This window comes from Nocardioides sp. URHA0032 (assembly GCF_000620645.1).
Lineage (GTDB): Bacteria > Actinomycetota > Actinomycetes > Propionibacteriales > Nocardioidaceae > Nocardioides.
Map to the genome: position 1 here is coordinate 84,964 of NZ_KK211159.1, position 22,742 is coordinate 107,705.

Consider the following 22,742-nt stretch of genomic DNA (forward strand, 5'->3'; position numbering starts at 1 on the left):
TCGGGTGCTCCCTCGGTCCGTGTCGACGCGCGCGGTCGCGCTGCTGGGCGCCCTCGCGCTGGGAGTGGTCGGCCTGGTCGCCCCGAGCGCCGCAGACCCGGTCGGGCACCACGTCGTCGCCAAGACCGACCCGCGCAAGAAACTCGGGCTGTTCGTCGACCCGAAGATGCCGGCGTACCAGCAGGGCGGCGCCTACCGCCAGGAGATCGGCAGTCGTGCGCAGGCGTTCTGGGTGATCCCGGAGGCCTACGACACCAGCCACGTGAAGGACAAGATCCTCGAGTACACCGGCGACGCCGCCGCCGCTCGGAAGACCCCGGTGCTGACGATCTACGGGATCCCCGGACGCGACTGCGGCCAGTACTCCTCCGGCAACCCCTTCACGACCGCCGCGCAGTACCGCGGTTGGATCAAGCAGATCGCCGCCGGGCTGCGCGGCACCCGTCCGCTGGTGATCCTCGAGCCGGACGCGCTGCCGCTCTTCAGCAGCTCTGTGCAGTCCTGCCCGACCAAGCCCGACGGCTGGCAGGCCATGCTGCGGTACGCCTCCCGGAAGCTCAGCAGCGCCGGCGCATGGGTCTACCTGGACGCCGGGCACTCGAACTGGACGCCGTACGACACCAGGCCCAAATACCTCAAGGCGGCCGGCGTCGCCTTCGACCGGGGCTTCAGCACCAACGTCTCGAACTTCCGCCCCCTCGCCGACGAGAAGGCGTACGCCGCGAAGATGCTCCGCGGCCTGCGCAAGCTCGGGATCACGGGCAAGCACTACGTCGTCGACACCTCCCGCAACGGGGCGGCGCCCCCGGACGGCAGCGGGTACGACGTCATCAACCCGACCTGGGCGCGGCTGGGCAGGGCGCCGCGGCTGCTCTTCGACGGCGCCTTCGACGGGACCCTGTGGGTCAAGCACCCCGGCGAGTCCGACGGCCAGGTCAACGGCGGCGGGCCGTCCGGCCGGTGGTGCGACATGCTCGCCGACCGGCTGATCGACGGCACCTCGGACCAGGGCTCCTGCCCGTAGGCGCGCGATGGCGACGTACGAAGTCAACCCCGATGCCGTCGCCCACGCGCGCGCCCTGATCGACAAGCGGCAGTACGTCCTGGACAGCGACTGGGGCGAGGTGCAGCCGCGGGCCGACGACGAGAACGCCTACCTCGAGGGGCACTCCTGGGCCGAGTACGCCGCCTGGCACCTCGGCCTCACCGAGGGCGCGAAGGACGAGACCAAGGCCCGCTACGCGTTCGCGTACGGCGACCTGCGCCGGGTGCACCGCAGCGGCCTGATCGCCTGCGTGTACCGCGCGGCGGAGTGGCGGCACAAGAAGATCGAGCGGACGGCGTACGACCTGCTGCAGCACCTCGACCTCGTCGCCGGCATCGAGTAGCGGCCCTCAGGAGATCCTCTCCTCCAGGTGCACGGTCACGCTGTCACCCGCCTGCTTGCCCGACTCCACGCGCAGCGCCGACTTCACCGGCAGCTTGTGGTTGCCGTCGCCGAGCGCCATGAAGCTGCTCTCGAACGGGACCCCGTCCACGGTGCCGCGGACCTTCACCAGACCGTGGGTGCCGAAGAAGTCGGCGGACCTCGGCCACACCACGTAGGTCCAGCCGCCCTTCGCGTCGCTCTTCCGGAGCACCGCCTCGAACGTCACGTCGATGTCCGTCATGACACTTCGACCGTCCTCGCCGGCCGAAGTCATCGCTCCCCCGGAGAACGGGTCCCACACCGACTCGACCCCGGTCATCGAGCCGGCGGTACCCGCCGGGGAACAACGTCCGCGCCGGTAGAGTTCGGTGATCGTGCGCAGGTTCCGGGCTCTGGTGGCCGACACCCGACCCCTCCGGAACGAGCACTTCCGCCGCCTCTGGCTCGCGAACATCGTCACGGTCGTCGGCGCCCAGCTCACGGTGGTCGCGGTGCCGGCCCAGATCTACCAGATCAGCGGGTCGTCGGCGTACGTCGGCCTGACCGGCCTGTTCGGCCTGGTGCCGCTGATCGTGTTCGGCCTCTGGGGCGGCGCGCTCGCGGACGTCTTCGACCGGCGCACGATGCTGATCTGCACGACCGCCGGGCTGATCGTCACGAGCGGGCTGTTCTGGCTGCAGGCGGCGCTCGGCAACACCGACGTGTGGCTGCTGCTCGGCCTGTTCTCGGTCCAGCAGGCGTTCTTCGCCGTGAACCAGCCGACCCGCAGCGCGGTGCTGCCGAAGCTGCTGCCCGCCGAGCTGCTGCCCGCGGCGAACTCGCTCAACATGACGATCTTCCAGGCAGGCGCGATCGGCGGTCCGCTGGTGGCCGGCGTGCTGATCCCGGTCTTCGGGTTCGAGTGGCTGTACCTCATCGACACGTTCACGCTGTTCGCGACGCTGAGCGCCGTCGTACGCCTCCCGCGGCTGCCGGTCGAGGACGCCGCGAAGGGGACGCCGGGCCTGCGCTCGGTGATCGAGGGCTTCACCTACCTCAAGGGTCACCCGGTGCTGCTGATGTCGTTCGTGGTCGACCTGATCGCGATGGTCTTCGGCATGCCGCGGGCGCTGTTCCCGGAGATCGCGCACCTCTCGTTCGGCGGTCCGGACGAGGGCGGCCTCGTCTTCGCGCTGCTGTTCGCGGCGATCCCGGCCGGCGCGGTCATCGGCGGCGTGTTCTCCGGCTGGGTGTCGCGCGTCGATCGGCAGGGGTACGCCGTGATCGTCTGCATCCTCGTCTGGGGCCTGGCGATGACCGGCTTCGGGCTCGCGGTCGGGCTCGCCGACCACTGGCAGCAGGCGATGCTGGTCGTCGCGCTGCTGATGCTGGTGATCGGAGGCGCGGCCGACATGGCGTCGGCGGCCTTCCGGACCTCGATGCTGCAGAGCGCCGCCAACGACTCTGTCCGCGGCCGTCTCCAGGGCGTCTTCATCGTCGTGGTCGCGGGCGGGCCCCGGATCGCCGACGTCGTGCACGGCACCAGCGCGGCGCTGGTGGGCACGGCCGCCGCTGCCGCCGGCGGGGGACTGCTGGTCGTGGTCGGGACCGTGGCGGCGGCCGTCGTCGTCCCGTCCTTCGTCCGCTACCGGGTCACCCGGTCGGCCTCACCGGTCGAGTAGCCCGCGCAGGTACGCCGCCTGCCCGACGTGCTGGGCGTCGTCGTCCGCGACGCTGACCAGCCGGACGCCGAGGCTGACCGGCGGGTCCCATCGCTCGTCGACGATCCGGTCCAGGTCGGCCTCGCTCAAGGTCTTCAGGTACGCGACGGTCGCGTCGTGGCAGGCGCGGAGGTAGTCGGCCAGCAGCTCACCGCCGGCCCGGACCTTCCCGACCTGCTCGCTGGTGTGGCCGTACCCGTGGTCGTTCGGGTCGAGGTCCAGGCCGAACCGGTCCACCCAGCCCTGGGTGAACCAGACCTGCTCGGTGCCGGCCACGTCGGCGATCTGGGCGTCCTGGACGCGAGCCGCGTGCCACACCAGCCAGGCGATGGAGTTGGCGTCGGGCGTCGGGCGGTGCGCGAGGGTGTCCTCGTCGAGGCCGCCGACGACGGCGACGCCGTTCTCGAGGACACGCTCGAAGAAGTCGATGTACACGTCCGCTGGGGTCATGGCCCCGACGTTACGCCCGCGCCGAATGGGTACTCCGGCCCCATGACCAACTTCGGCTACACCCTGATGACCGAGCAGAGCGGGCCTCGCGAGCTGGTCCGGTACGCCGTCGCCGCGGAGGAGGTCGGCTTCGACTTCGAGGTGTCGAGCGACCACTACTCGCCCTGGTTGACCGAGCAGGGCCACGCGCCGTACGCCTGGACCGTGCTCGGCGCCGTCGCCCAGGCGACCTCGCGGGTCGGCCTGATGACCTACGTGACCTGCCCGACGATGCGTTACCACCCTGCGGTCGTCGCCCAGAAGTCCGCGACCCTGCAGATCCTCGCCGAGGGACGGTTCACGCTCGGGCTCGGCAGCGGCGAGAACCTGAACGAGCACGTGGTCGGCGAGGGCTGGCCCGCGATCCAGGACCGCCAGGACATGCTCCGGGAGGCCGTCGAGATCATCCGCGCGCTGCACACCGGCGAGCTGGTCGACCACCGCGGGGAGTACTACCAGGTCGACTCGGCCCGCGTGTGGGACGTGCCCGAGGAGGGCGTCGACATCGGCCTGGCCGTGGCCGGGGAGCGCGCGATCGAGACGCTCGCGCCGCTCGGCGACCACCTGATCGGCGTCGAGCCGGAGGAGTCCCTGGTGAGGGACTGGAACGCCGTCGACGGTGCACCGGAGATCGGCCGCGGCGCGCGCGCGATCGGGCAGATCCCGATCTGCTGGGATCCCGACGAGGACACCGCGGTCAAGCGTGCCCACGAGCAGTTCCGCTGGTTCGGCGGTGGTTGGCAGGTCAACGCCGACCTGCCGACGCCGGCCGGCTTCTCCGGCGCGACCCAGTTCGTGCGGCCAGAGGACGTCGCCGGGGCGATCCCGTGCGGCCCGGATCTCGACAAGGCGGTCGAGGCGATCTCGGCGTACTGGAAGGCCGGCTTCACCGACATCGCGGTCGTGCAGATCGGGGACGAGGGGCAGGACCGGTTCCTGGCCGAGGCCGCCGGCCCGCTGCTGGAGAAGCTGCGCGCCGCCGCGCCGTAGCCGCGCGGCTGGCTACCCTCGACGCGGCATGAGGCAGCTTCTCGGAGTCCTTCTCGGCGGCGTCGGCACCGCCGCGCTCTACGTCGCCTGCCTGGGGTGGAACACGCCGAAGGACCCGGGAACGTGCACCGGCCCGTACGACGCCGCCCAGGTCGTCCTCCTCGCCCTCGGCATGGTCCTGCTCGTCGTCGTCGCCTCGTTCCTCCGCGCCGAGGTCGCGGCGGCGGCAGCGGCGACCGTCGAGGTGACGGTGCTGTTCGCCGTGGACGCGATCACCATCGACGACCCGTGCGCCGAGGGGACCATCTGGCCGGTCGGCGCGCTGCTCCTGCTCGTCGGCGCGGGCCTCGGGCTCGGGGTCGTCGCGCTGCTGGCCGGCCTGGTGCGCCGTCGCGTGCGACCTATTGCATCAAACTGATTTGATGTAATTTGGACGGATGGTCGAGCCGTTCGTCCACCTCGCGAGCCACCCGCTCCGTTGGCAGCTGGCGACGGCGCTGGGCCGCAGCGACCTGCGGGTGCGCGAGCTGGTGCAGCTGGTCGGCGAGCCGCAGAGCCTGGTGTCCTACCACCTCCGGGTGCTGCGCGACGACGGTCTGGTCACCGCTCGCCGGAGCAGCCTCGACGCGCGCGACACCTACTACCACCTGGATCTCGACCGGTGTGCCGACGCCCTGGCCCGGGCCGGCGCCGCACTGCACCCCGGGCTGCGGATGGTGCCGGCGCCACCCGAGCCCCGCCGGCTGCCGCCCGCCTCGGTCCTGTTCGTCTGCACCGGCAACGGGACCCGCTCACCGATCGCGGAGGCGCTGCTGCGCCACCACGGCGGCGGCCGCGTCCGCGCCGCCAGCGCGGGCACCTCGCCGCGCGACCGCACCGCGCCGCACGCCGTCCGGGTGCTCCGCGAGCGGTACGGCATCGACGTCGCCGGCCGCCGGCCGCGCGGCATCGAGGACCTGGGGGACCAGCGGTTCGACCGCGTCGTCACGCTCTGTGACCGCGCCCGCGAGGTTCTTCCCGACGGCACCGAGCCCGCGCGCACCCACTGGAGCATCCCGGAGCCCGACGGCTACCGGGACACCGTGGCGGCCGCGATCGAGATCGACGCCCGAGTCCGGCACCTGCTCCCGACCCTGACCCACGACTCCTGAGGAGGAGACATGACCGAGACGATGGCCAGCGTCCGCTACGTGGTCGACGACGTCCAGGCGGCGCTCGACTTCTACACCACGCACCTGGGGTTCACCGCCGGCCGGCTCGCGGTGCCGGCGTTCGCCGAGGTCGTCTCCGGCCCGCTGCGCCTGCTGATCTCGGGGCCGGCCAGCTCCGGCTACCGCTCGACCCCCGACGACGCCGCCGTACCCGGCCGCAACCGCGTGCTCGTGCTCGTCGACGACCTCGAGGCCGAGGTCGCCCGCCTGCGCGGTGCGGACGTCCCGTTCCGCAGCGACGTCACCGCAGGGCCCGGCGGCCGGCAGATCCTGGTCGCGGACCCGGCCGGGAACCTGGTCGAGCTGTTCGAGCCTGCGGGCTGACGGGGCAGCGCGCTGTGCCTCCGCGTTGGATACGCATTCGGATACGAGACATCTCGGCGCCTGTCGGCGCCAGCGGAACAGCCGGACATGCCGATGGGTGACGGTTCGTAGCGACCAGTGGGGATGCGACCTGGGCGGAGCTCGGTCAAGTCCGCAGGGCGCTCGAGAGACCCGCAGGGTGGGCGAGCTTCACGTCTGCGAAGTCGCTTGGCCGGAACGAGCGAGGCTCGTTGCGCCCGCGAGGGCGGCGTTGGCAGGTTCGTTCCCACCGCGTCACGAGGGAGGCGTTGATGTGGACCTGTGGGCCTGATCCGTTCAGAACGGCACGAACGTCGCCATCAGCCCCGCGCCGGAGCCGCGTCCGGACAGAATCCGGCAGAACTGTTCGGCGTCGAGGCTGATCGCCTCACCGGACGCGCCGGACGCGCCGGACGTCCAACGGCCACCGGCGGGTCCGGTCAGGATGAGGTCGAAGGGCTGCCCGTGCCGGAGGGCCCACTCGGCAACCACGTCAGCGACCACGACGCCGTCGTGCTCGCGGGTCAGCTTCATGGGTCGTCCCAACGCCTGGGCGATGTCGCTGCGGTGCATCCAAGGGTCACGGGTCAGGATCGTGTCGGTCAGGAAACCGACCTTCCAGCGCTCCGGGCTCGCTCCGTCCGGCCCCTGGTCGATGATGGTCATCGCCCGCATCAGCGCCGGCCGACGGCGGCGCCCGGCGACCGCCTTGGGCCCGATGCGCTGGACCGCACCGACCAGATCCGCGACTCTGAGCTGCTCGTGCTTGCGAACCTGAAGGTCGGTGAGCTCGTCGACCTGTGGCTTTCCCGACCGCTTCGCGGCGCGGGAGGCGCGGATCAGCTGACGCGCCATCTCAGGAAGCGACCCTGCGAGCTCGGCCATCCCGAGCGTGTGCCCGGCCATGTCGCGGATCGTCCAGCCGGTACAGCTGGTGGGCATCTGCCAGTCCTCCTCGGCCAGGCCGACGAGGGTGTCGGCGAATCGGGTGTACTCCTCGGCCGCCAGAGCCATGGCGGTCTGGTGGTCGAACCGGGAGTCATGGACAGTGGCGTGGTCTGCAACCTGCGTGGGCATGGCAGTCTCCTCAGAATCCAAAGTGGTCGGCGAGCATGCCGATAGCCCGTTCGAGCTGCCGCGCATAGCGCTCTCCGCCGGGGTCATTGGCCAGCTGGGCGTCGACGAGGCCCCCGACGACCGCTGAGTAGAGGTCGAGGTCCGCCTCTGCGGTCACCCCGATCATGGCGAGATGGGTCCGGCTCAGCTCCCAAACAGCGAGCGAGGGCGCGTACGCCTCTGGGCTGGGCTGGAAATCGGCGCTGATCCGGGCGTTCATCAGCTGGTTGCGGGCCTCGTCGGCGACCGCGTACTCGAAGTAGGCGCGGCCCATCACGGTCATCGCCACTCGCGGGTCGTCAGGAAGCCCGCGGTCCGCGGCGGCGCGCAGTGCGTCCAGGCAGCCTTGCCAGGCCTGGCCGAACATGGCGTCGTAGATGGCGTTCTTGGATGCGAAGTGCGAGTAGAGCGATGGCGGGCGCATCCCGACCCGGTCGGCAACGTCCTTGAGAGTGACGGCGGCGATGCCCTTCTGGTGGGCGACTTCCCAGGCGGCGTCGATGATCTCTCGGCGGGCCGCCTTACGACGTTCGGCAACCCTATCGTGCGTAGGTGAACCTAACATGATTAGGAGAATCCCGCCGCCAAACGCTCCTTGTCAAGAGGCACGGAACCCGGCGCCGCCGGAAGAAGCCGTCCGCATCTTCCGCGAGACCCGCGTTCGAGCGCGTCTATCGGCCTGTCGGATGCGCGGATCTGCCGATGAGCCGCGTGTTGAAGCACAGCAGGTCGCGCTGGTCCTGCCGCGGCAGGACCAGCGCCACTCGGTCGCCGGTCCAGTCAGTTCCGAGGAGTCGTTTCATCTGCGGCATGTCGCGCGATATTTGCCAGCACCGTGTCCGCGGCTTCGCGCACGGCGAGTACCTGGGCGGGCGTCAGGCTTGAGAAGAAGAGCTCGCGGACCCGTGCGACGTGGGTGGGGGCTGCGGCCCGGATGACTTCGAGACCCGTCTTGGTGAGGCAGACGAGCGGGGCACGTAGGTCATCGGTGCAGGCGTCCCGGCGGACGTACCCTCGTTGCTCCATGCGTCGGATGTGGTGCGCCAAGCGGCTCTTCTCCCACTGCAGCTCGGATCGCAGGTCGCGTGCGCGCAGGACTCCGTCGGGTGCCTCGGAGAGGATGGCCAGTACCTCGTAGTCCGAGATGGACATGTCGGAGTCGGTCTTGAGCGCCTGGGCCAAGGCGGCGGTCAGCTGGGCGTGCATCCGCAGGACGCTGCGCCAGGTTCGCTGTTCGTCTTCGTCCAGCCAGTCACTCATGGCGGCCTGTTCCGCGAGCGTCGGCCACGAGCTCCCTGACTGCGGGGGCAACCTCGGCGGCGAAGGTCTGCGTCAGGGCCGTGTCGTCGGACGCGAGGATGAAGCCGCTCGTTCCATAGGTGAGGGCCACCTCGGCGAGCTCCTCGGCCCATTGGCTCGGCGGACCCTGGAGAAAGCCGCGGCCCTGGGCAGCGAACTGGCCGCCGATGTTGAGGAACCGGCGGATGTCGCGCGGTTCGCGGCCCGCGGCGTGGGCGGATTCGTCAATGTGACTGTTCATCTCGGCCAGCTCCGGCAGCCCCTTCTGCAGGTATTGGATCGAGGGGAGCCAGCCGTCCGCGGCGCGACCGACCAGGCGCAGGATGCGGGGCTTGTACGCGCCGACCCAGATACCTACCGGGTGCGCGGGTGCCGGCCCGCGCTTGGCGCCGCGGACGTCGTAGTGCTGGCCGCGCACGGACAGGGCGCCGGACTCGCCGGTGTTCCAGACGCCGCGGATGATCGCGATCGCCTCTTCCAGCGCCTCGATCGACTCTCCGGGCCCTCGCCGCGGCCCGCCCATGCCGGCGACGCCGTCCCAGAACGCTCCCGCGCCGATGCCCAGCTCGATCCGGCCGCCGCTGAGCAGGTCGAGGGTGGCGATCGCCCGGGCGAGCACGGCCGGCGGGCGGAGCGGGAGGTTGGTGACGTTCGCCGACAGGTGGATTCGCTCGGTGCGGGCGGCGGCGTAGGCCAGCAGGGTCGAGGTGTCGTGGAACCTCGCCACGTACGGGTGGTCCTGGAACGTGACCAGGTCCAGCCCGGCGCGGTCGGCGACGACGGCCTGCTCGACGGCCTGGTGGACGGGGTGGTTCGTGGGGGTCACGAAGGTGCCGAAGAGCAGGTCGTGGCCGTAGTCGATGGTCACGTCGGTGCTCGCTCCGGTGTTCGTGCCGCTGTTCGTGCCGGTGTTCATGTGGCACTCCTGGTGTGGTCGTGGGCGGGGAGGATGTTGAAGTTGTCCTGGAACAGGTTGTGGGGGTCGAGCTTCGCCTTGAGTCGCCGCAACCGGTCCAGGGTGGCTGGCGGGAACGCGTCGGCGATCCGGTCTGGGTGGCGGTCGCTCTCGAAGCTGAGGTAGAGGCCGGAGGCGTGCCGGCGGACTGGCTCGAACCAGCGGTCCAGGCGCTGTGCGTTGCTGCCCATCACGGCGAGGGCGAAGTTGGCGTCACGGTGCGTGTATGCGGTGGCGTCCGGAGCGATGTCCGCCACGGCACCGCCGACGGTGCGGATCTGGTACCAGTGGGATGCGCCGCTGCGGATCAGGTCGGCCGACGCGGAGGCGAATCCGGGGGTGATCTCGCGGGTGAAGGCTGAACGTGAGACCGGTTCGCCGCGCCCGTTGTGCGCGGTCTCGGGGAACATGTTCATGACCGCCGCGTACGGGGCGATCACGACCTGCTGCTGTACCAGGGGTGCGATCTCGGCGAACGGCTGGAGCTGACTGACGATCACCCCGGGGTCGGAGGAGTCGACCATCGCCATCAGCTGCGCGACCCCCTGTCCGAGGATCAGGAACGGTGTGGTCTCGCGCGGGGTGTCGGCGACCACCCGACCGAACGCCTCGAGGTACGCCGCCGGATCGGGGGCCTGGAACGCGAGCTGGGCCCAGCCCACCTCGTCGACCTCATCGACGACGAACTCGAAGGCGACCGCGACACCGAAGTTCGCGCCGGCGCCCCGGGCTGCCCAGAACAGCTCGGTGTTCTCGGTCGCGCTGGCCCGCACGACGGTGCCGTCGGCGAGCACCATGTCGACCGCGCGGAGGTGATCGATCGTCAGACCATGCTTGCGGGAGAGGAATCCGATGCCGCCCGCGGTGGCGAGCCCGCCGACGCCCACCCCGCCATAGTCGCCGGAGCTGAGGGCCCATCCGTGGGGCTGTAGCGCCCGGGCGACGTCGCGCCAGCGGGCGCCCGCCCCGATGCGGACCAGCCGCGCGGCCTCATCAAGCACGGTGATGTCATCGAGCCCGCCGACGTCGATCACCAGGCCACCGTCGTTGGTCGAGCGGCCACTGATGCCGTGGCCGCCGCTGCGGATGCCGAGAGGCAGATGCATGTGCTCGCGAGCGAAGCCCACGGCACTCGCCACCTCCGCCACGGTGCGCGGCCGCAGCACCAGGCCGGGGTCGCCGCCCCGCAGGTACGTCGAGCGCACCTTGCCGAACGCTGCATCTCCGGGCTCGACGGCGGTTCCCGCCAACTCTTCGGGAACCTCGTTGTAGGCGATGCCAGGTCGGCGACGCGCTCGGGCGTCGGCCCGACGCACCGGGCGCGACGAGAGCGCACCTTGTGGGAGCGCGCGCTCGGCACCTTCGCGGATCGCGGGTGCGACATCGTCCAGGAACGTTCGCAGCGTGGTCACGTCGTCGGTCCCGACACGGAGCACCAAGGAGCTCACGCCGTGGTCGACCACCAGTGCGACCAAAGCGCTGATGTCGGCCGCATCGCCGCGGGCCAGGGTCACCGACCGCCGTACCTCACGCGCATCGCGCCCCGCATCGGTCGCGGCGTGGTCCAGGACCTCGTTCAGGGTCGCGAGTCCCTCGAGGCCGACCTCCTCGAGATCGACCATCCATCCATCGGCGAGCCGGCCGGCCAGCGCAGCGACGGCGGTGTCCGAGCCCTGCAGCCACAGCGGGACGTCCCGCTCCAAGGCGGGACCTGGCTCGGCGTCGGCCAGACGGTGGTGAGTTCCGGCCGAACTGACCTGGTCTCGGGTGGTGTCCTGCAACGCGCGGATCACCATGGCGGCCTCCTCGACGGCGTCGAGGTCCGCAGCCGCCGACCCTGCTCCGAGGACCAGCATCGCCCGACCATCTGACAGCAGCTGGAGACTCCCAGCTCCCCGGGCGAGCACCGAAGCGGGTCGCTCGGTGGCGTCGAGCCGCGACGGAGCGATCTGCACGGTCCTCGTCCGCCCAGCCGTCCACGCCGTCAGGCTCAACGCATCGGCGCCGCCCAGGCCAACACCATCAGGGAAAGTCACCAAGTCGTAACCGAGCTCCTCGGCAAGCACCGCCAGCGCGACCGAGCCAGCGGGCGCGTCGGCACCACCGACAACCTCGACACCGAACCGGATGGCGTGGCCGTAGTTCGTCACAGCGACACTCCAAGGAGATAGGTGGTTGACATGTCAACCAATATACGCCGCTTAGGTTGATGTATCAACCGGCCCTCAGCGGGTCGCCGGAGTCCAGCGCAGCCCGCACGCCACGCACCCGCCCACGACGCGTCGGGGCCGGGTGCGAGCCGGGCGACCGACCGACGGGGTCACATCGACCGCGCTCCTCGTTGACGAGCCGAACGGCTACCGTGGAGGCGAGGAGCTCAAGCTCGGATCGACGGAGGGAGGACCGATGTCGGTACCTCCCACCAGGTCGACGCTCGCAAGCCGTCCACCTCGTTCGGACGCGCAGCGCAACAGGGACCGCATCATCGACGTCGCACTGCTCCAACTGGAAGCGGACCCCGACGTAGCACTCCGCACGATTGCGAAGAAGGCCGGCGTCGGGCAGGGCACCCTCTACCGCCACTTTCCCGACCGTGACGCGCTGTTGTGGGCGGCCTACGACCGCGAGGTGCAGCGCCTCGTGGACGCCGCGGCCGAGCTGCTTGACCGTCTGGCGCCCTTGCCCGCCCTTCGGGAGTGGATGCGCCGACTGGGAGCGTTCGCGGTCGCGAACACGAACCTCGGGCTCGCGATGCACCGGTCCATCGCTACCGGCGACGACCCGGCCCCCCTTGGCTACACACGGTGCGCCGATGCCGTGTCCACCCTCCTCGGGGCCAACCAGCGGGCAGGCACGATCCGACCCGACCTCACCCGCGACGACCTCCTGCTCGCTCTAGCCGGCATCTGGCAGTTGAACGACCCCGAGCCAGCGGCCCGCGAAGCGCGTGCCGAGCGACTCTTCGACATCGTGATGGCCGGCGTCACCACCGAAAAGCACGACGGCGTCTGAAAGAGCTGCCCGAACCGCGACTCCTGTGCGCGTCCAGGATGTCGGGGAGCTGGTCGATCCACCGGATCACCACCCGCACCTGCTCGGCCAACACCCGGCCGGCAGCCAGCGCGTCCCGGGCGGCCCGATGGGCGTCGAGGTCACGACCCAACTGCACCGCGGCGTACGCCGCCGACCGGGTCGCCTTCGTCTGGTCGGCGAGCCAGTTCGCCGCGGACGAGGCACCGACCTCCTGGCCGACGTGCGGGTCCTCGGCGTACGCCGCGACCCGGGCCTTGAGCTCGACCAGCCGCGCCTCGGCACGCTGCAGCGCGACCGGGTCCATCGACCACACCGACGCATCGGCCACGGCGTCGACCTCGGCGTGCACGTGCTCGGTCGCGACACCGACCCGGTGCCGGGGAGTCGCGATCGCCGTCATGGATCCAGCACAGCACTCGGCACCGACACTCGAGCGCCGAGAATCCCCTTGTCCACAAGGGTTCTGGTCACGATCAGGTCACGATCACCGACCGATCTCCACAGGCACCGGGATGGTGGTTCCGAGGCTCGGCGCCGGCGCTCCTCTCACCTCAACAACCGCGCCCGCTGCTAGCCCGTCATCCGCTCCAGCCGCGTGCGCAGCAGCCCCCGCCGGTGGGCGTTGCCGGGCAGGTCGACGTACTGGTCGCCGAACGCCGCCAGCAGCGCGTCGTCGAGCCGGCGGACTGCTCCGGGCGGGTAGCGGTAGTCCATCTTCGCGACCAGCGCGCCGCCGTCGACGCGCCCCAGGACGTCGCCGAGCTCGGCGAGCGTGGTGACGCCGAGCTCGGGCAGCAGGCCCGCGATCCAGGCGTAGTGGTCGGGGCGCGACCACTCGGCGTCGGCGTACTGCCCCGCGAGGTACGCCGCCAGCTCGCGCGGGGAGATGCCGTCCGTGGCCGGCTCGTCGACGGAGGCGCCGCGGAGACGCTCGCGGATCGTCGTGAACTCCTGGTCCGCGAGCTCGAGCAGCCCGGCCGCGAGCGTGAAGCGGCGGTCGAAGTCCCGGGCGTGCTCGGCCGGGACGTTGCCCTTGTAGCGGATGTCGTGCTCGAACTCGGCCCACGCGTGCTGGAGCACGGTCCGGACCTGGACCTGCGCGACGGTGCCGTCCTCGCGGGAGACCAGCAGGTGCCGGCTGGCGTAGCCGAACCGTCCCTCGCTCGCGGTCTCCTGGCCGAGGTCGCGGTCGTCGAGCACGCTCAGCTGTGCTCCCAGGACGTCGGCGACCGCGGTGACGTCGCTGCGCACGTAGGTGATCACGCGGACGCCGACCTGGTCGGTGATCTCGCGCAGCGGGTCGGCGTACGCCGGCACGCCGTCGTCCGTGCGCGCCGCCTTGGTCGCGAACGACTCGACGCTCTTGGCCCGCCCGGTGACGCTCAGGTAGTTGATGCCGGCCTCGTCCAGGACCGACGTCACCAGCGCGACGTACTCGTCGGCCACCACGGCGAGGCGGGGCTGGCGTCGCGCGTACTCCTCGATCGCCTTCCGGATCGCGGCGTGGGCGTCGTCCAGCGTGGGCGTGACGATGTAGCCGCGCTCGAAGTCGCCGTACGTCGTGACCCGCTCCGGCCAGCGCTCGGCGAACAACGCGACGTACGCGCAGACGACCGCGTCGACCTGGTCCTCGGCACGGCCGAGCTCGCTCTTCCGGGTCGCGGCCTCGACGTCGGCGCGCAGCGCCTGCCAGGTGCGGCCGGTGGGCACGATCCGCTCGAGGTGGTCCATGAGCTGCAGCAGCTCGCCGCGCATGGAGTCGATCGTCCGGCCGCGCTTGTCCTTGTACTTGAAGGTCTTCCGCAGCCCGAACAGCACCACGGTCGCGGGGTGCGGGTAGACCTCGATCGCGCGCCGCTCGCGGCCCGACCGCGGGTCCATGTCGAGGCGGAGCAGCCGGCAGATGCGCGCGCCGCGGGTGCCGTTCGCGAACTCGGGCTTGCCGGTGTTCGACGGGTGCGTGCCGGCCTCGAAGCTCCGGAAGTCGCGGTTGAGCTCCTGCTCGGCGATCCGGGAGCCGGTGGGGTTCGTGACGACCAGGGGTGCGTCGATGCCGACCCGGCACGGGCCGTCGACATACGGCGCCAGCGCGTCGCGGATCTCCTCGTCGGTGTGCACGCTGGAGAGGTGCACCAGCCGGCCGTCGGCGTCGAGGACGGCGAGGCCGGTCCGCTGCCGCTCGCCCCAGGCGAGGTCGATCCCGACGAAGTGCACGGGGTCAGACTGCCCTATCGGGGCCGGCGCTACCGGCGCCGGCCGATCGCCGGCGCCACGAACCGCTCGACCATCCGGCGCTCCTCGGCCCCGTCGCGGCCGGGCACGATCAGCAGCGAGACGATCACCCGCACCAGCCAGCGCGCCGCGTCGGGATCGCCGGCGGCGCCGAGACCGAGGGCCCCGACCACCTCGCTGGACTGCGCGAGCTCAGCCGTCGTGCCGGCGTCGGCCGCGCCGAACCACGCCAGCAGCTCCGGTCGAGCGCGGACGTGGCCGACCGCGGCCAGCACCGCATCCGCGAGGTCCGTCTCACCGGCGAGCAACGCGCCGATCCGGCGGGCCTCCCGGTGCACGAACGCAAGGTGCAGCTCGTGCCGGTCGGAGAAGTAGCGGTAGAGCGTCGCGCGCGAGCAGCCGGCGGCGCGGGCGACCTCGCCCATGCTGACGGCGTTCACGCCGTGCTGGGCGAACAGGCCCGCGGCAGTATCGAGGATCCGCTCCGGGCTCATGCCGCCACCCGGAACGGCACGGTCGTGGGCCGCCGCACGTACGGACCGGGTGCCCACCCGACGCCGTCGAGGTCGACGGTGAAGTCCGGGCATCGGGCCAGGAGCTCCTCGAGCGCGACCCGCGCCTGCAGCCGGGCGGCGGCGGCGCCGAGGCAGTGGTGGCTGCCCTGGCTGAACGTCAGGATCTGGCCGGGCCGGCGACGGACGTCGAGGTCGTCGGCGTCGGGTCCGTAGCGACGTGGGTCGCGGTTCGCGGCGGCGTACAGCAGCAGGACGCGGCGACCCGCGCGGATGGTGCGGCCGTGCAGCTCGACGTCGCGGGTCGTCGTCCGCGCCAGGCCCTGGACGGGCGAGGTCAGCCGGAGCAGCTCCTCGACGGCGTCCTTGACCAGGGCGGGCTCCTGGAGGAGTACCCGGCGCTGGTCGCGGTCCTGCTCCAGCAGCTGGACCGCACCGCCCAGCATGCCGGTCGTCGTGTCGTTGCCGCCGGTCACGACCGTGAAGACGTAGGCGAGGATCGAGAGCACGCCGCGGTCGTCGTCGCCGACGCCGGCCGCGACGAGGTGCGAGACCGTGTCGTCGCCGGGCTGGGCCCGGCGCCGCTCGATGAGCTCGGCGAAGTAGCCCGTCATCTCGGTGAGCGCCTCGGTGGCGCCGGTGATCGCTCCGGCCGAGCTCGCCGAGACGATCGCGTGCGTCCAGTCGTCGAAGCGCTCGCGGCCGTCGTCGGGCACGCCGAGGTAGTGGGCGACCACCATGCTCGGCAGCGGCTTGAAGAGCGTCTCCACGATGTCGCCGCCGCCCTCGTCGCGCAGCCGCTCGAGCCGCTCGACGACGAACGCGCGCACCAGCGGCTCCAAGGTGCTGACCTGGCGGGGCGTGAAGCCGCGCGCCACCAGCTTGCGGAACGCGGTGTGGTCCGGCGGGTCCAGCATCACCAGGGGCCGGTTGTCGGCGAGGCCGATCGTCTCGAGCTCGTCGTACTCGACGGTGAGGCCCTCGGCGGAGGAGTACGTCGCGGTGTCGACCGCCGCCGCGACCACGTCCTCGTGCCGGGACAGCACCCAGTAGTCACGGCCGCCGGGTCGCTCGACGTGGTGGGCGGGGTCGCGGTCGCGCAGGCCGGCGTACATCGGCCACGGGTTCGCCCAGGTCCCTTGCGTGGCGGGTCGGTACATGCCGGCCACCATGAGACAGATCGCCGGATTTGTCCAGTGGCCGCGAGGTGTCAGGCGCCGGCGCGCTGGAGGGCGGCGCGCGCGCTGAGGGCGGCCGCGATGGCGCGGTCCGGCCGGCCGTCGGAGCGGTGGGGGCGGGGCTGGTTCGTGGTTCGGTTCTGCACGCTGCTCAGGAGCTCGGGCCCGTGCTGCTGATACGCCGGTCTGGACCGCGCCCGCCGCTCGTCAGGCGAGCGACGCCCACTCCCGCGCGACCGCCGCACCGAGACGGGCGTTGTGGCGGACCAGGGCGATGTTGGCGGTGAGCGAGGCGCCGCCGGTGATCTCGACGATCCGGCCGAGGAGGTACGGCGTGGCGTCCTTGCCGTGGATGCCGAGCCGGTCCAGGTCGGCGAGCGCCTGATCGATGATGACACCGATCTCGTCGGCCGGGATCTCGTCCTCGGCGGGGATCGGGTTGGCGACGACGAGGCCGCCCTCGAGCCCGAGCCGCCACTTCGCGGCCATCACCGCGGCGATCTCGGCGGCGGTGTCGACCCTGTTCGGCGCGGCGTACCCGCTCGATCGGGAGTAGAACGACGGGAACTCGTCGCTGCCGACCGCGAGCACCGGGACGCCGAGCGTCTCCAGGGTCTCCAGGGTGAGGCCGATGTCGAGGATCGACTTCACCCCCGCAGACACGACCGCGACCGAGGTCCGCCCCAGCTCGGTGAGGTCGGCCGAGACGTCGAAGGTCTGCTGGGCGCCCCGGTGCACGCCGCCGAGGCCTCCGGTCACGAACACCCGGATGCCGGCCAGCGCCGCGAGCCGCATAGTCGCGGCGACGGTCGTGGCGCCGTGGGCGCGCCGCGCCATCACCAGCGGCAGGTCGCGCACGCTGACCTTGGTGACGTCGCCGTGGCTGGCGAGCAGCTCGAGGTCCTCGGCCGACAGCCCGATCCGCGGCACGCCGTCCAGCACCGCGATCGTCGCCGGCACGGCCCCGTGCTCGCGGATGATGCCCTCGACCTCGGTCGCCATCGCGACGTTCTGCGGGTGCGGCATGCCGTGGCTGATGATCGTGCTCTCCAGCGCGACGACCGGCGTACCGTCCCCCAGCGCGTCGGCCACCTCCTCGGTGACGGTCAGCATCGGATGGGTCACAGCAGGCTCCTGACGAGTCGGTCGGTGAGGTCGGGGCGGACGGTGTGCGGGCTCGCGACGGTGAGGGCGGCCGCGGCGTGGCCGTACGCCGCCGCCTCGGCCGGCTCGCTCCCGGAGAGCAGCGCGTGGCAGAACGCCGCGAGCATCGCGTCGCCGGCGCCGGTGACGTCGGCGACCTCGGCGGGTACGGCGGCCAGCGCGGTCGCGCCGTCGCGCGTGCTCAGCAGGGAGCCGGCCGCGCCCAGCCGCACCCAGACCAGCTCCACTCCGCGGTCGTGCAGCGCGGCGGCGGCCTTCGCCACCTGGCGGGCGGTGCGGGTCGGCAACCCGGTGAGGGCGGCGAGCTCGTCGCGGTTGGGGGTGATCGCGTACACCGGGTGCTCGGTGCACACCAACGGGGCCAGCGCGGTCGCCTTGGGGACGCTGACCGGCTCGAGCACGACCCGGGTGCCGTGTCCGGCAGCGAGGTCGAGCGCGAACCTCAGCGTCTCCGTGGCGAGGTTGCCGTCGAGCACCACCAGGCCGGCCGCGGCGACCAGGTCGCGCGCCGCGTTCACCTGGTCGGCCGCCAGCTCGTCGGTCGCGGCCATGTCCGACACCGCGACGACCAGCTCGCCGTCCGCGTCGAGGACCGCGGTGTAGGTGCCGGTGGACCACGCGGACCGGCGCACGTGCTCCACGTGCACGCCCGCGCCGGAGGTCGCGGCGAGCACCTGGTCGCCGAGGCGGTCCACGCCGATCGCCGCGACCAGGTGGGTGCGGGTGCCCAGCCGGGCGAGGTTCTCCGCGATGTTGCGGCCGACTCCACCGGCGGCCATCGACCCGGTGCCCGGGTTGCTCGTGGCCGGGACGGCGGCGCGGGTGCTGCGCGCCTTGACGTCCACGTTCGCGCCGCCGATCACCACGACCGACGGCTCCTCGCTGAGCACGTACCCGCGGCCGCGGATCACGCCCTTCTTGCCGAGGTTCGAGAGGTGCACGTTGACCGCGGCCCGCGTGGTGCCGAGCGCGGCCGCGATGGCGGCGGACCCGATCAGCGGGTCGCGGCGCAGCAGGGCCACGACCTCGCGCTCGCGGTCGGTCAGCGTCATGCTTGTCAGCATAAGGTCCCTTCATCACGACAAGGCCCCGCGCTACGGACCGACGCCGGTCGGCGACGGGGCCGGCGACGCGACGTGGCTCAGACGAGGACGTCCCGGCGCTGGAACCACCAGGCGCTCACCGCCAGCGGCGGCACGGCGAACAGGGTCGAGACGAGGAGCGCGTGCCACAGCGCGCCCGTGTCGACGGTGGTGCCCAGCACGCCCTCCCACGCCGTGAACTGGTCGGTGAGCAACCACCTCGTGATGGACTCGGGGACGTTCGGCAGGAACGCGATGATCTGGTTGGCGAAGCTGAACACCAGCATCCCGACGATGGCGGCCGCGCTGTTGCGCGACAACGTCGAGAACAGGAAGCCCCACGCGCTCACCGCGAGCAGCGGAGCGGCGTAGGCACCGAGGCAGATCGCCAGCCGGCCGAGCATCGAGCCCGCGCCGATCTCGTGGGCTCCGAGCGTGAAGCCGGTGGCACCCAGGGGCACCCCTCCCAGGGGGACCGGTTCCGCGCCGTTCGCGAGGACCCCGATCACCGTGCCGCTCAGCCCGAAGCAGACCAGCAGCACCAGGACGTACGTCGCGGTGGCCAGCATCTTGGCCCGAAGCAGCTGCCACCGGCTGGTCGAGCGCGCCAGCACCGTCTTGAGCGTCTGGTTGGAGTCCTCGGCCGCCACGATGTCACCGGCGACGAGCGCGCACAGCAGCGGTACCAGGACCAGCGAGGAGAAGAACAGCGCGATGAGCGGAAGGACCAGGCCGGAGCTGTTGTAGGCCAGCGAGATGTAGACGTCCGGGTCGACCGGCCCGCCCGGCTCCGGCGGCTTCGGAGGGTTGATCGCGAGGCCGATCGCGAACGCGGCCGGGATCAGCGTCGCCGCCACCCAGCCCAGGTAGGTGCGGCGCTGGGCGAGGAGCTTGCGCATCTGCCAGGCGTAGGTCCTCTCCGCTCGACCCCCTCTGTGAGGTCGAAGAACAGCTCCTCGAGCGACGGCGCGGCCGGCAGCATCGCGAGCAACCCGATCCCCGCCCGCCCCAGCGCCACCGTGAGCCGGGCGGCGTCGCCGGGACCGTCGACGGTCACCAGGATCTCGGCGGCTCCCGCCGTCGGCTCGGCCCGGACGCCCGGCACCTCCCCAGCGACTGCCAGGGCCCCGACCACGTCGGTCACCCGCAGCAGGTGGTCGGGGCCGTGCTGGCGCGCACGCAGCTCCTCGAGCGTGCCGGAGAAGCGGATCCGTCCCCGGGCCACGATCGCCAGTCGGGAGCACAGTTGCTCGACCTCGTTCATCAGGTGGCTCGACAGCAGGACGGTCAGGCCCTCGTCGGCGAGCGTGGCCACCAGGCGGCGCATGTCGCGCATGCCGCCGGGGTCGAGCCCGTTCGTGGGCTCGTCGAGCAGCATCAGCCGCGGCTCGCGCAGCAACGCCGCCGCCAGGCCGAGCCGCTGCCGCATCCCCTGCGAGTAGGTGCCGACCTTGTCGTCACCGCGCCCGTCGAGCTCGACGATCTCGAGCACCGGCTCCACGCGGTCGTGGTGCCGGCCGCCGTCCATGTCGGCCAGCAGGTGCAGGTTCCGACGACCCGACAGGTAGGCGTAGAACGCGGGGTTCTCGACGAACCCCGCCACACCGTCGAGGGCCGCGACGCCGACGGCAGCCGGGTCCTGACCGAACAGCTCGACGCTGCCGGAGGTCGGACGGACCAGGCCCAGGAGCATCCGCAACGAGGTGGTCTTGCCCGCTCCGTTGGGGCCGAGGTAGCCGAACACTCCCCCCGCCGGGACCTCGAGGTCGATCCCGTCGACGGCGGCGATCCGCCCGAACTCCTTGCGCAGCCCCAGCATCCGGACGGCGGGGGCAGAGGACGGCACCGATCCATCCTGCCTCCCGCAACCTGACGACGACCTGATCGCGGGTCCGGGTGCTCGGCGCTCAGGCCCAGCGGCCGCGCACGCCGTACCGCTCGAAGCCGAGCGACGCGTAGAGGTCGCCGGCCGGGTTGTCGAGGTTGACGCTCAGCCAGGCCTCGCCGTCCAGCCCCGCGAGCGCGCGCACCACGAGGTGCGCGCCCAGGCCGCGGCCGCGCCAGGCGGGGACGACCCCGACCTGGTCGACCCAGGTGCCGAGCACGTTCACGAACCCGACCGGCTCGCCGTGCTCGCCGAGCGCCACCGCGGAGACGTCGCGGCGCCACTCGGGGTCCCCGTCGAGCTCCTCGAGCCACTCCTCCTCGGTCGGGTCGGGGAAGCCGGGGCGATCGCTGAAGGCCCCGGCGTAGGCCGCGAACAGGTCCGCGCGGCTCGCGTCCGCGACCGGCACCAGCGTCACGCCCTCCGGCGCGGCCACGTCGGGCACCGACCCGAGCGGGTGCCGCATCACCTGCTCCGCGAAGAACCGCTCCAGGCCGAAGCGCGCGTAGAGCCGCTCGGCTGCGGGGTTCACGTTCTCGCAGGTCACCGTCAGGGGTGCGCTGCCCGCCTGGTCCCGCGCCCAGGCCAGCAGGTTGCGGCCGTGGCCGACGCCGCGGTGCCCGGGGTGGACGAGGCCGCTGGTCATGGCGGCGCCGTCGCGCACGGCGACGCTGCCGGTCGCGACCAGCACGTCATCGGCGTCGCGGATGTCGAGGGTGGTCCCCGCCCGCAGCCGCGCGCGCAGCAGCCCGTCGTCGGTCAGCCGCGGCAGTCCGCCGTCGGCGTCCAGGCAGGCCTGCGCCAGCGCGCGCAGCTCGTCGAGGTCCTCAGTCACCGGCCGAGACCAGCAGGTCCCGGGTGATCTCGTCAATCGACTTCACGCCCGCCAGGCCCATGGTGAGGTCCAGCTCGGCCTGCAGGTGCTGCATCACCGCGCGGACGCCGTCCGCGCCGGCGAGCGCGAGTCCGTAGACCCACGGCCGGCCCACGAGCACGGCCTGTGCGCCGAGCGCGATCGCGACGAAGACGTCCGCGCCGCTGCGCACCCCGCTGTCGAACAGCACCGGCACCCGACCGGCGACGGCGTCGACGACGCCGGGCAGCGCGTCCAGGGAGGCGATCGCGTTGTCGACCTGGCGGCCGCCGTGGTTGGAGACCACGATGCCGTCGACGCCGTGCTCGATCGCCAGCCGCGCGTCGTCGGGGTGCTGGATGCCCTTGAGGTAGATCGGCATGGAGGTCCGCTCGCGCAGGTAGGCGAGGTTCTCCCACGTCAGCGTGGACCGGGAGAACACGTCGAGGAACGTCTCGACCGCGGCCCGCGGCACCGGCGAGCGCAGGTTGTCCAGCATCTTCCCCGGGTAGTGCCGGGCGATGCTGAGCAGCGACCTCACCGCGGCGACCGTCGGCCGGGGCGTCGGCTCGCCGGACGGGTTCAGCGCGCGAGCCTCGGCGAGGGCGCGGAACGCCGGGTCGCTGGTGTACTGCGCGATGCCCTCGGCGCGCGCGAACGGCAGGTACCCGAGGTCGAGGTCGCGGGTCCGCCAGCCGAGCAGATGCGTGTCGAGCGTGACGACCAGGGCGTCGCTGCCGATCGCCTCCGCCCGGCGTACGAAGGAGTCCACGACCGTGTCGTCGTTGCTCCAGTAGAGCTGGTAGAGCCGCGGGCTGTCGCCGAGGGCGCGGGCGGTCTCCTCCATCGGCACCGAGCCCTGGGTGGAGATCACCATCGGCAGGCCGAGGTCGCGGGCGGCCGCCGCGACGGCGTGCTCGGCCTCCGGGTGCGCCATCTCGAGCACGCCGATCGGCGCGAGCATCAGGGGCGCCGGCAGGGTGCGGCCCAGCAGCTCGACGGACAGGTCACGCTCCCCGACGTCGAGGAGCATGCGCGGCACGATGCGGTGCCGCGCGAACGCGTCGGTGTTGGCCTGCACCGTGCGGTGCTGGCCGGCCCCGCCGGCGACGTACGCCCACGCCTCCGGGCTCATCCGGCGCTCGGCGGCGGCCGCGAGGGCCACCGGCTCGACCGGCACGACCGGCTTGTGACCGAGGACGCCGGCCCGGTAGATGCCGCCCTGGATCTCTCGCCCGATGCTCACCACGGGAAACAGTGTGCCGTCGAGGC

Annotated in this window: 25 protein-coding genes; 8 read left to right on the top strand and 17 right to left on the bottom strand. The window is 72.1% G+C overall.

Features of this window, described 5'->3' with window-relative positions:
* Positions 1-4: 4 nt before the first annotated feature.
* Complete coding sequence (locus N538_RS25490; protein ID WP_155992107.1) at positions 5-1,024, top strand: glycoside hydrolase family 6 protein; 1,020 nt, start codon at positions 5-7, stop codon at positions 1,022-1,024.
* 7 nt (positions 1,025-1,031) lie between these two features.
* Positions 1,032-1,388 carry a hypothetical protein gene (locus N538_RS0114100; RefSeq protein ID WP_028637818.1) on the top strand — a complete coding sequence of 119 codons (357 nt, stop codon included), beginning with the start codon at positions 1,032-1,034 and terminating at the stop codon, positions 1,386-1,388.
* A 6-nt stretch (positions 1,389-1,394) separates the two neighbouring features.
* Here N538_RS0114100 and N538_RS0114105 read toward each other — a convergent pair whose 3' ends face one another.
* The gene (locus N538_RS0114105; protein WP_231496224.1) at positions 1,395-1,748 is read right to left on the bottom strand and encodes a DUF1905 domain-containing protein; all 354 of its coding nucleotides are present in this window, start codon (positions 1,746-1,748) and stop codon (positions 1,395-1,397) included.
* Positions 1,749-1,803: 55 nt separating this feature from the next.
* Between N538_RS0114105 and N538_RS0114110 the strand changes: the two genes are divergently transcribed.
* Positions 1,804-3,090 (top strand): MFS transporter, encoded by a 1,287-nt coding sequence (locus N538_RS0114110; RefSeq protein WP_028637820.1) that lies wholly within the window; start codon positions 1,804-1,806, stop codon positions 3,088-3,090.
* Here N538_RS0114110 and N538_RS0114115 read toward each other — a convergent pair.
* Entirely contained in the window at positions 3,076-3,579 is a 504-nt protein-coding gene (locus tag N538_RS0114115; RefSeq protein WP_028637821.1) for a mycothiol transferase, read from the bottom strand. The genes N538_RS0114110 and N538_RS0114115 overlap by 15 nt on opposite strands.
* A gap of 42 nt (positions 3,580-3,621) precedes the next feature.
* Here N538_RS0114115 and N538_RS0114120 point away from each other — a divergent pair, with 42 nt between their 5' ends.
* From N538_RS0114120 to N538_RS0114135, 4 genes are read left to right on the top strand one after another with little or no spacing between them, the layout of a single operon-like run.
* Entirely contained in the window at positions 3,622-4,608 is a 987-nt protein-coding gene (locus N538_RS0114120) for an LLM class F420-dependent oxidoreductase (protein WP_028637822.1), read from the top strand.
* Positions 4,609-4,636: 28 nt separating this feature from the next.
* On the top strand, positions 4,637-5,026 hold the full coding sequence (locus N538_RS0114125) for a hypothetical protein (protein ID WP_028637823.1): 390 nt from the start codon (positions 4,637-4,639) through the stop codon (positions 5,024-5,026).
* A 19-nt stretch (positions 5,027-5,045) separates the two neighbouring features.
* Positions 5,046-5,759 carry an arsenate reductase/protein-tyrosine-phosphatase family protein gene (locus N538_RS29530; RefSeq protein ID WP_028637824.1) on the top strand — a complete coding sequence of 238 codons (714 nt, stop codon included), beginning with the start codon at positions 5,046-5,048 and terminating at the stop codon, positions 5,757-5,759.
* A gap of 9 nt (positions 5,760-5,768) precedes the next feature.
* A complete protein-coding gene (locus tag N538_RS0114135) occupies positions 5,769-6,143 on the top strand; it encodes a VOC family protein (RefSeq protein ID WP_028637825.1) in 375 nt (124 codons plus the stop codon).
* A gap of 315 nt (positions 6,144-6,458) precedes the next feature.
* On the opposite strand, the gene N538_RS0114140 is transcribed toward N538_RS0114135, so the two are convergent.
* The 5 genes from N538_RS0114140 to N538_RS0114160 all read right to left on the bottom strand — a co-directional run bounded on the left by N538_RS0114140 (position 6,459) and on the right by N538_RS0114160 (position 11,681).
* Positions 6,459-7,304 (bottom strand): maleylpyruvate isomerase family mycothiol-dependent enzyme, encoded by an 846-nt coding sequence (locus N538_RS0114140; protein WP_197025348.1) that lies wholly within the window; start codon positions 7,302-7,304, stop codon positions 6,459-6,461.
* Positions 7,249-7,842, bottom strand: a complete 594-nt coding sequence (locus tag N538_RS25495) for a TetR/AcrR family transcriptional regulator (RefSeq protein ID WP_051549295.1) — start codon at positions 7,840-7,842, stop codon at positions 7,249-7,251. Before N538_RS25495 ends, N538_RS0114140 begins: the two co-directional genes overlap by 56 nt.
* Positions 7,843-8,057: 215 nt before the next feature.
* The gene (locus tag N538_RS0114150; RefSeq protein ID WP_028637827.1) at positions 8,058-8,537 is read right to left on the bottom strand and encodes a MarR family winged helix-turn-helix transcriptional regulator; all 480 of its coding nucleotides are present in this window, start codon (positions 8,535-8,537) and stop codon (positions 8,058-8,060) included.
* Positions 8,530-9,492: an LLM class flavin-dependent oxidoreductase gene (locus N538_RS0114155; protein WP_051549296.1), complete on the bottom strand. Its 963-nt coding sequence runs from the start codon at positions 9,490-9,492 to the stop codon at positions 8,530-8,532. Before N538_RS0114155 ends, N538_RS0114150 begins: the two co-directional genes overlap by 8 nt.
* Positions 9,489-11,681: an LLM class flavin-dependent oxidoreductase gene (locus N538_RS0114160; RefSeq protein WP_028637829.1), complete on the bottom strand. Its 2,193-nt coding sequence runs from the start codon at positions 11,679-11,681 to the stop codon at positions 9,489-9,491. The genes N538_RS0114155 and N538_RS0114160 overlap by 4 nt, the downstream gene beginning before the upstream one ends.
* Positions 11,682-11,937: 256 nt before the next feature.
* On the opposite strand from N538_RS0114160, the gene N538_RS25500 reads away from it, so the two are divergent.
* Positions 11,938-12,543 carry a TetR/AcrR family transcriptional regulator gene (locus tag N538_RS25500; RefSeq protein ID WP_036570633.1) on the top strand — a complete coding sequence of 202 codons (606 nt, stop codon included), beginning with the start codon at positions 11,938-11,940 and terminating at the stop codon, positions 12,541-12,543.
* On the opposite strand, the gene N538_RS0114170 is transcribed toward N538_RS25500, so the two are convergent.
* From N538_RS0114170 to N538_RS0114220, 10 genes are all read right to left on the bottom strand, one after another.
* Positions 12,515-12,964 carry a DUF222 domain-containing protein gene (locus N538_RS0114170; RefSeq protein WP_028637830.1) on the bottom strand — a complete coding sequence of 150 codons (450 nt, stop codon included), beginning with the start codon at positions 12,962-12,964 and terminating at the stop codon, positions 12,515-12,517. The two genes, N538_RS25500 and N538_RS0114170, sit on opposite strands and share 29 nt — an antisense overlap.
* 170 nt (positions 12,965-13,134) lie before the next feature.
* Positions 13,135-14,778, bottom strand: a complete 1,644-nt coding sequence (locus tag N538_RS0114175; protein ID WP_028637831.1) for a DUF429 domain-containing protein — start codon at positions 14,776-14,778, stop codon at positions 13,135-13,137.
* A gap of 29 nt (positions 14,779-14,807) precedes the next feature.
* Positions 14,808-15,290: a TetR/AcrR family transcriptional regulator gene (locus tag N538_RS0114180; protein ID WP_028637832.1), complete on the bottom strand. Its 483-nt coding sequence runs from the start codon at positions 15,288-15,290 to the stop codon at positions 14,808-14,810.
* Positions 15,287-16,468: a cytochrome P450 gene (locus N538_RS0114185; RefSeq protein ID WP_036570943.1), complete on the bottom strand. Its 1,182-nt coding sequence runs from the start codon at positions 16,466-16,468 to the stop codon at positions 15,287-15,289. Before N538_RS0114185 ends, N538_RS0114180 begins: the two co-directional genes overlap by 4 nt.
* Positions 16,469-16,693: 225 nt before the next feature.
* Positions 16,694-17,611: a pseudouridine-5'-phosphate glycosidase gene (locus N538_RS0114195; RefSeq protein ID WP_028637834.1), complete on the bottom strand. Its 918-nt coding sequence runs from the start codon at positions 17,609-17,611 to the stop codon at positions 16,694-16,696.
* The gene (locus tag N538_RS0114200; RefSeq protein ID WP_028637835.1) at positions 17,608-18,702 is read right to left on the bottom strand and encodes a carbohydrate kinase; all 1,095 of its coding nucleotides are present in this window, start codon (positions 18,700-18,702) and stop codon (positions 17,608-17,610) included. The genes N538_RS0114195 and N538_RS0114200 overlap by 4 nt, the downstream gene beginning before the upstream one ends.
* Before the next feature lie 89 nt (positions 18,703-18,791).
* Positions 18,792-19,631, bottom strand: a complete 840-nt coding sequence (locus N538_RS0114205) for an ABC transporter permease (protein ID WP_028637836.1) — start codon at positions 19,629-19,631, stop codon at positions 18,792-18,794.
* Positions 19,574-20,578, bottom strand: a complete 1,005-nt coding sequence (locus tag N538_RS25505) for an ABC transporter ATP-binding protein (RefSeq protein WP_197025349.1) — start codon at positions 20,576-20,578, stop codon at positions 19,574-19,576. The genes N538_RS0114205 and N538_RS25505 overlap by 58 nt, the downstream gene beginning before the upstream one ends.
* Before the next feature lie 61 nt (positions 20,579-20,639).
* Positions 20,640-21,452, bottom strand: coding sequence for a GNAT family N-acetyltransferase (locus tag N538_RS25510; protein WP_051549298.1), 813 nt, complete (start codon positions 21,450-21,452; stop codon positions 20,640-20,642).
* Positions 21,445-22,716 carry an alpha-hydroxy-acid oxidizing protein gene (locus N538_RS0114220; protein ID WP_028637837.1) on the bottom strand — a complete coding sequence of 424 codons (1,272 nt, stop codon included), beginning with the start codon at positions 22,714-22,716 and terminating at the stop codon, positions 21,445-21,447. Before N538_RS0114220 ends, N538_RS25510 begins: the two co-directional genes overlap by 8 nt.
* Positions 22,717-22,742 lie beyond the last annotated feature (26 nt).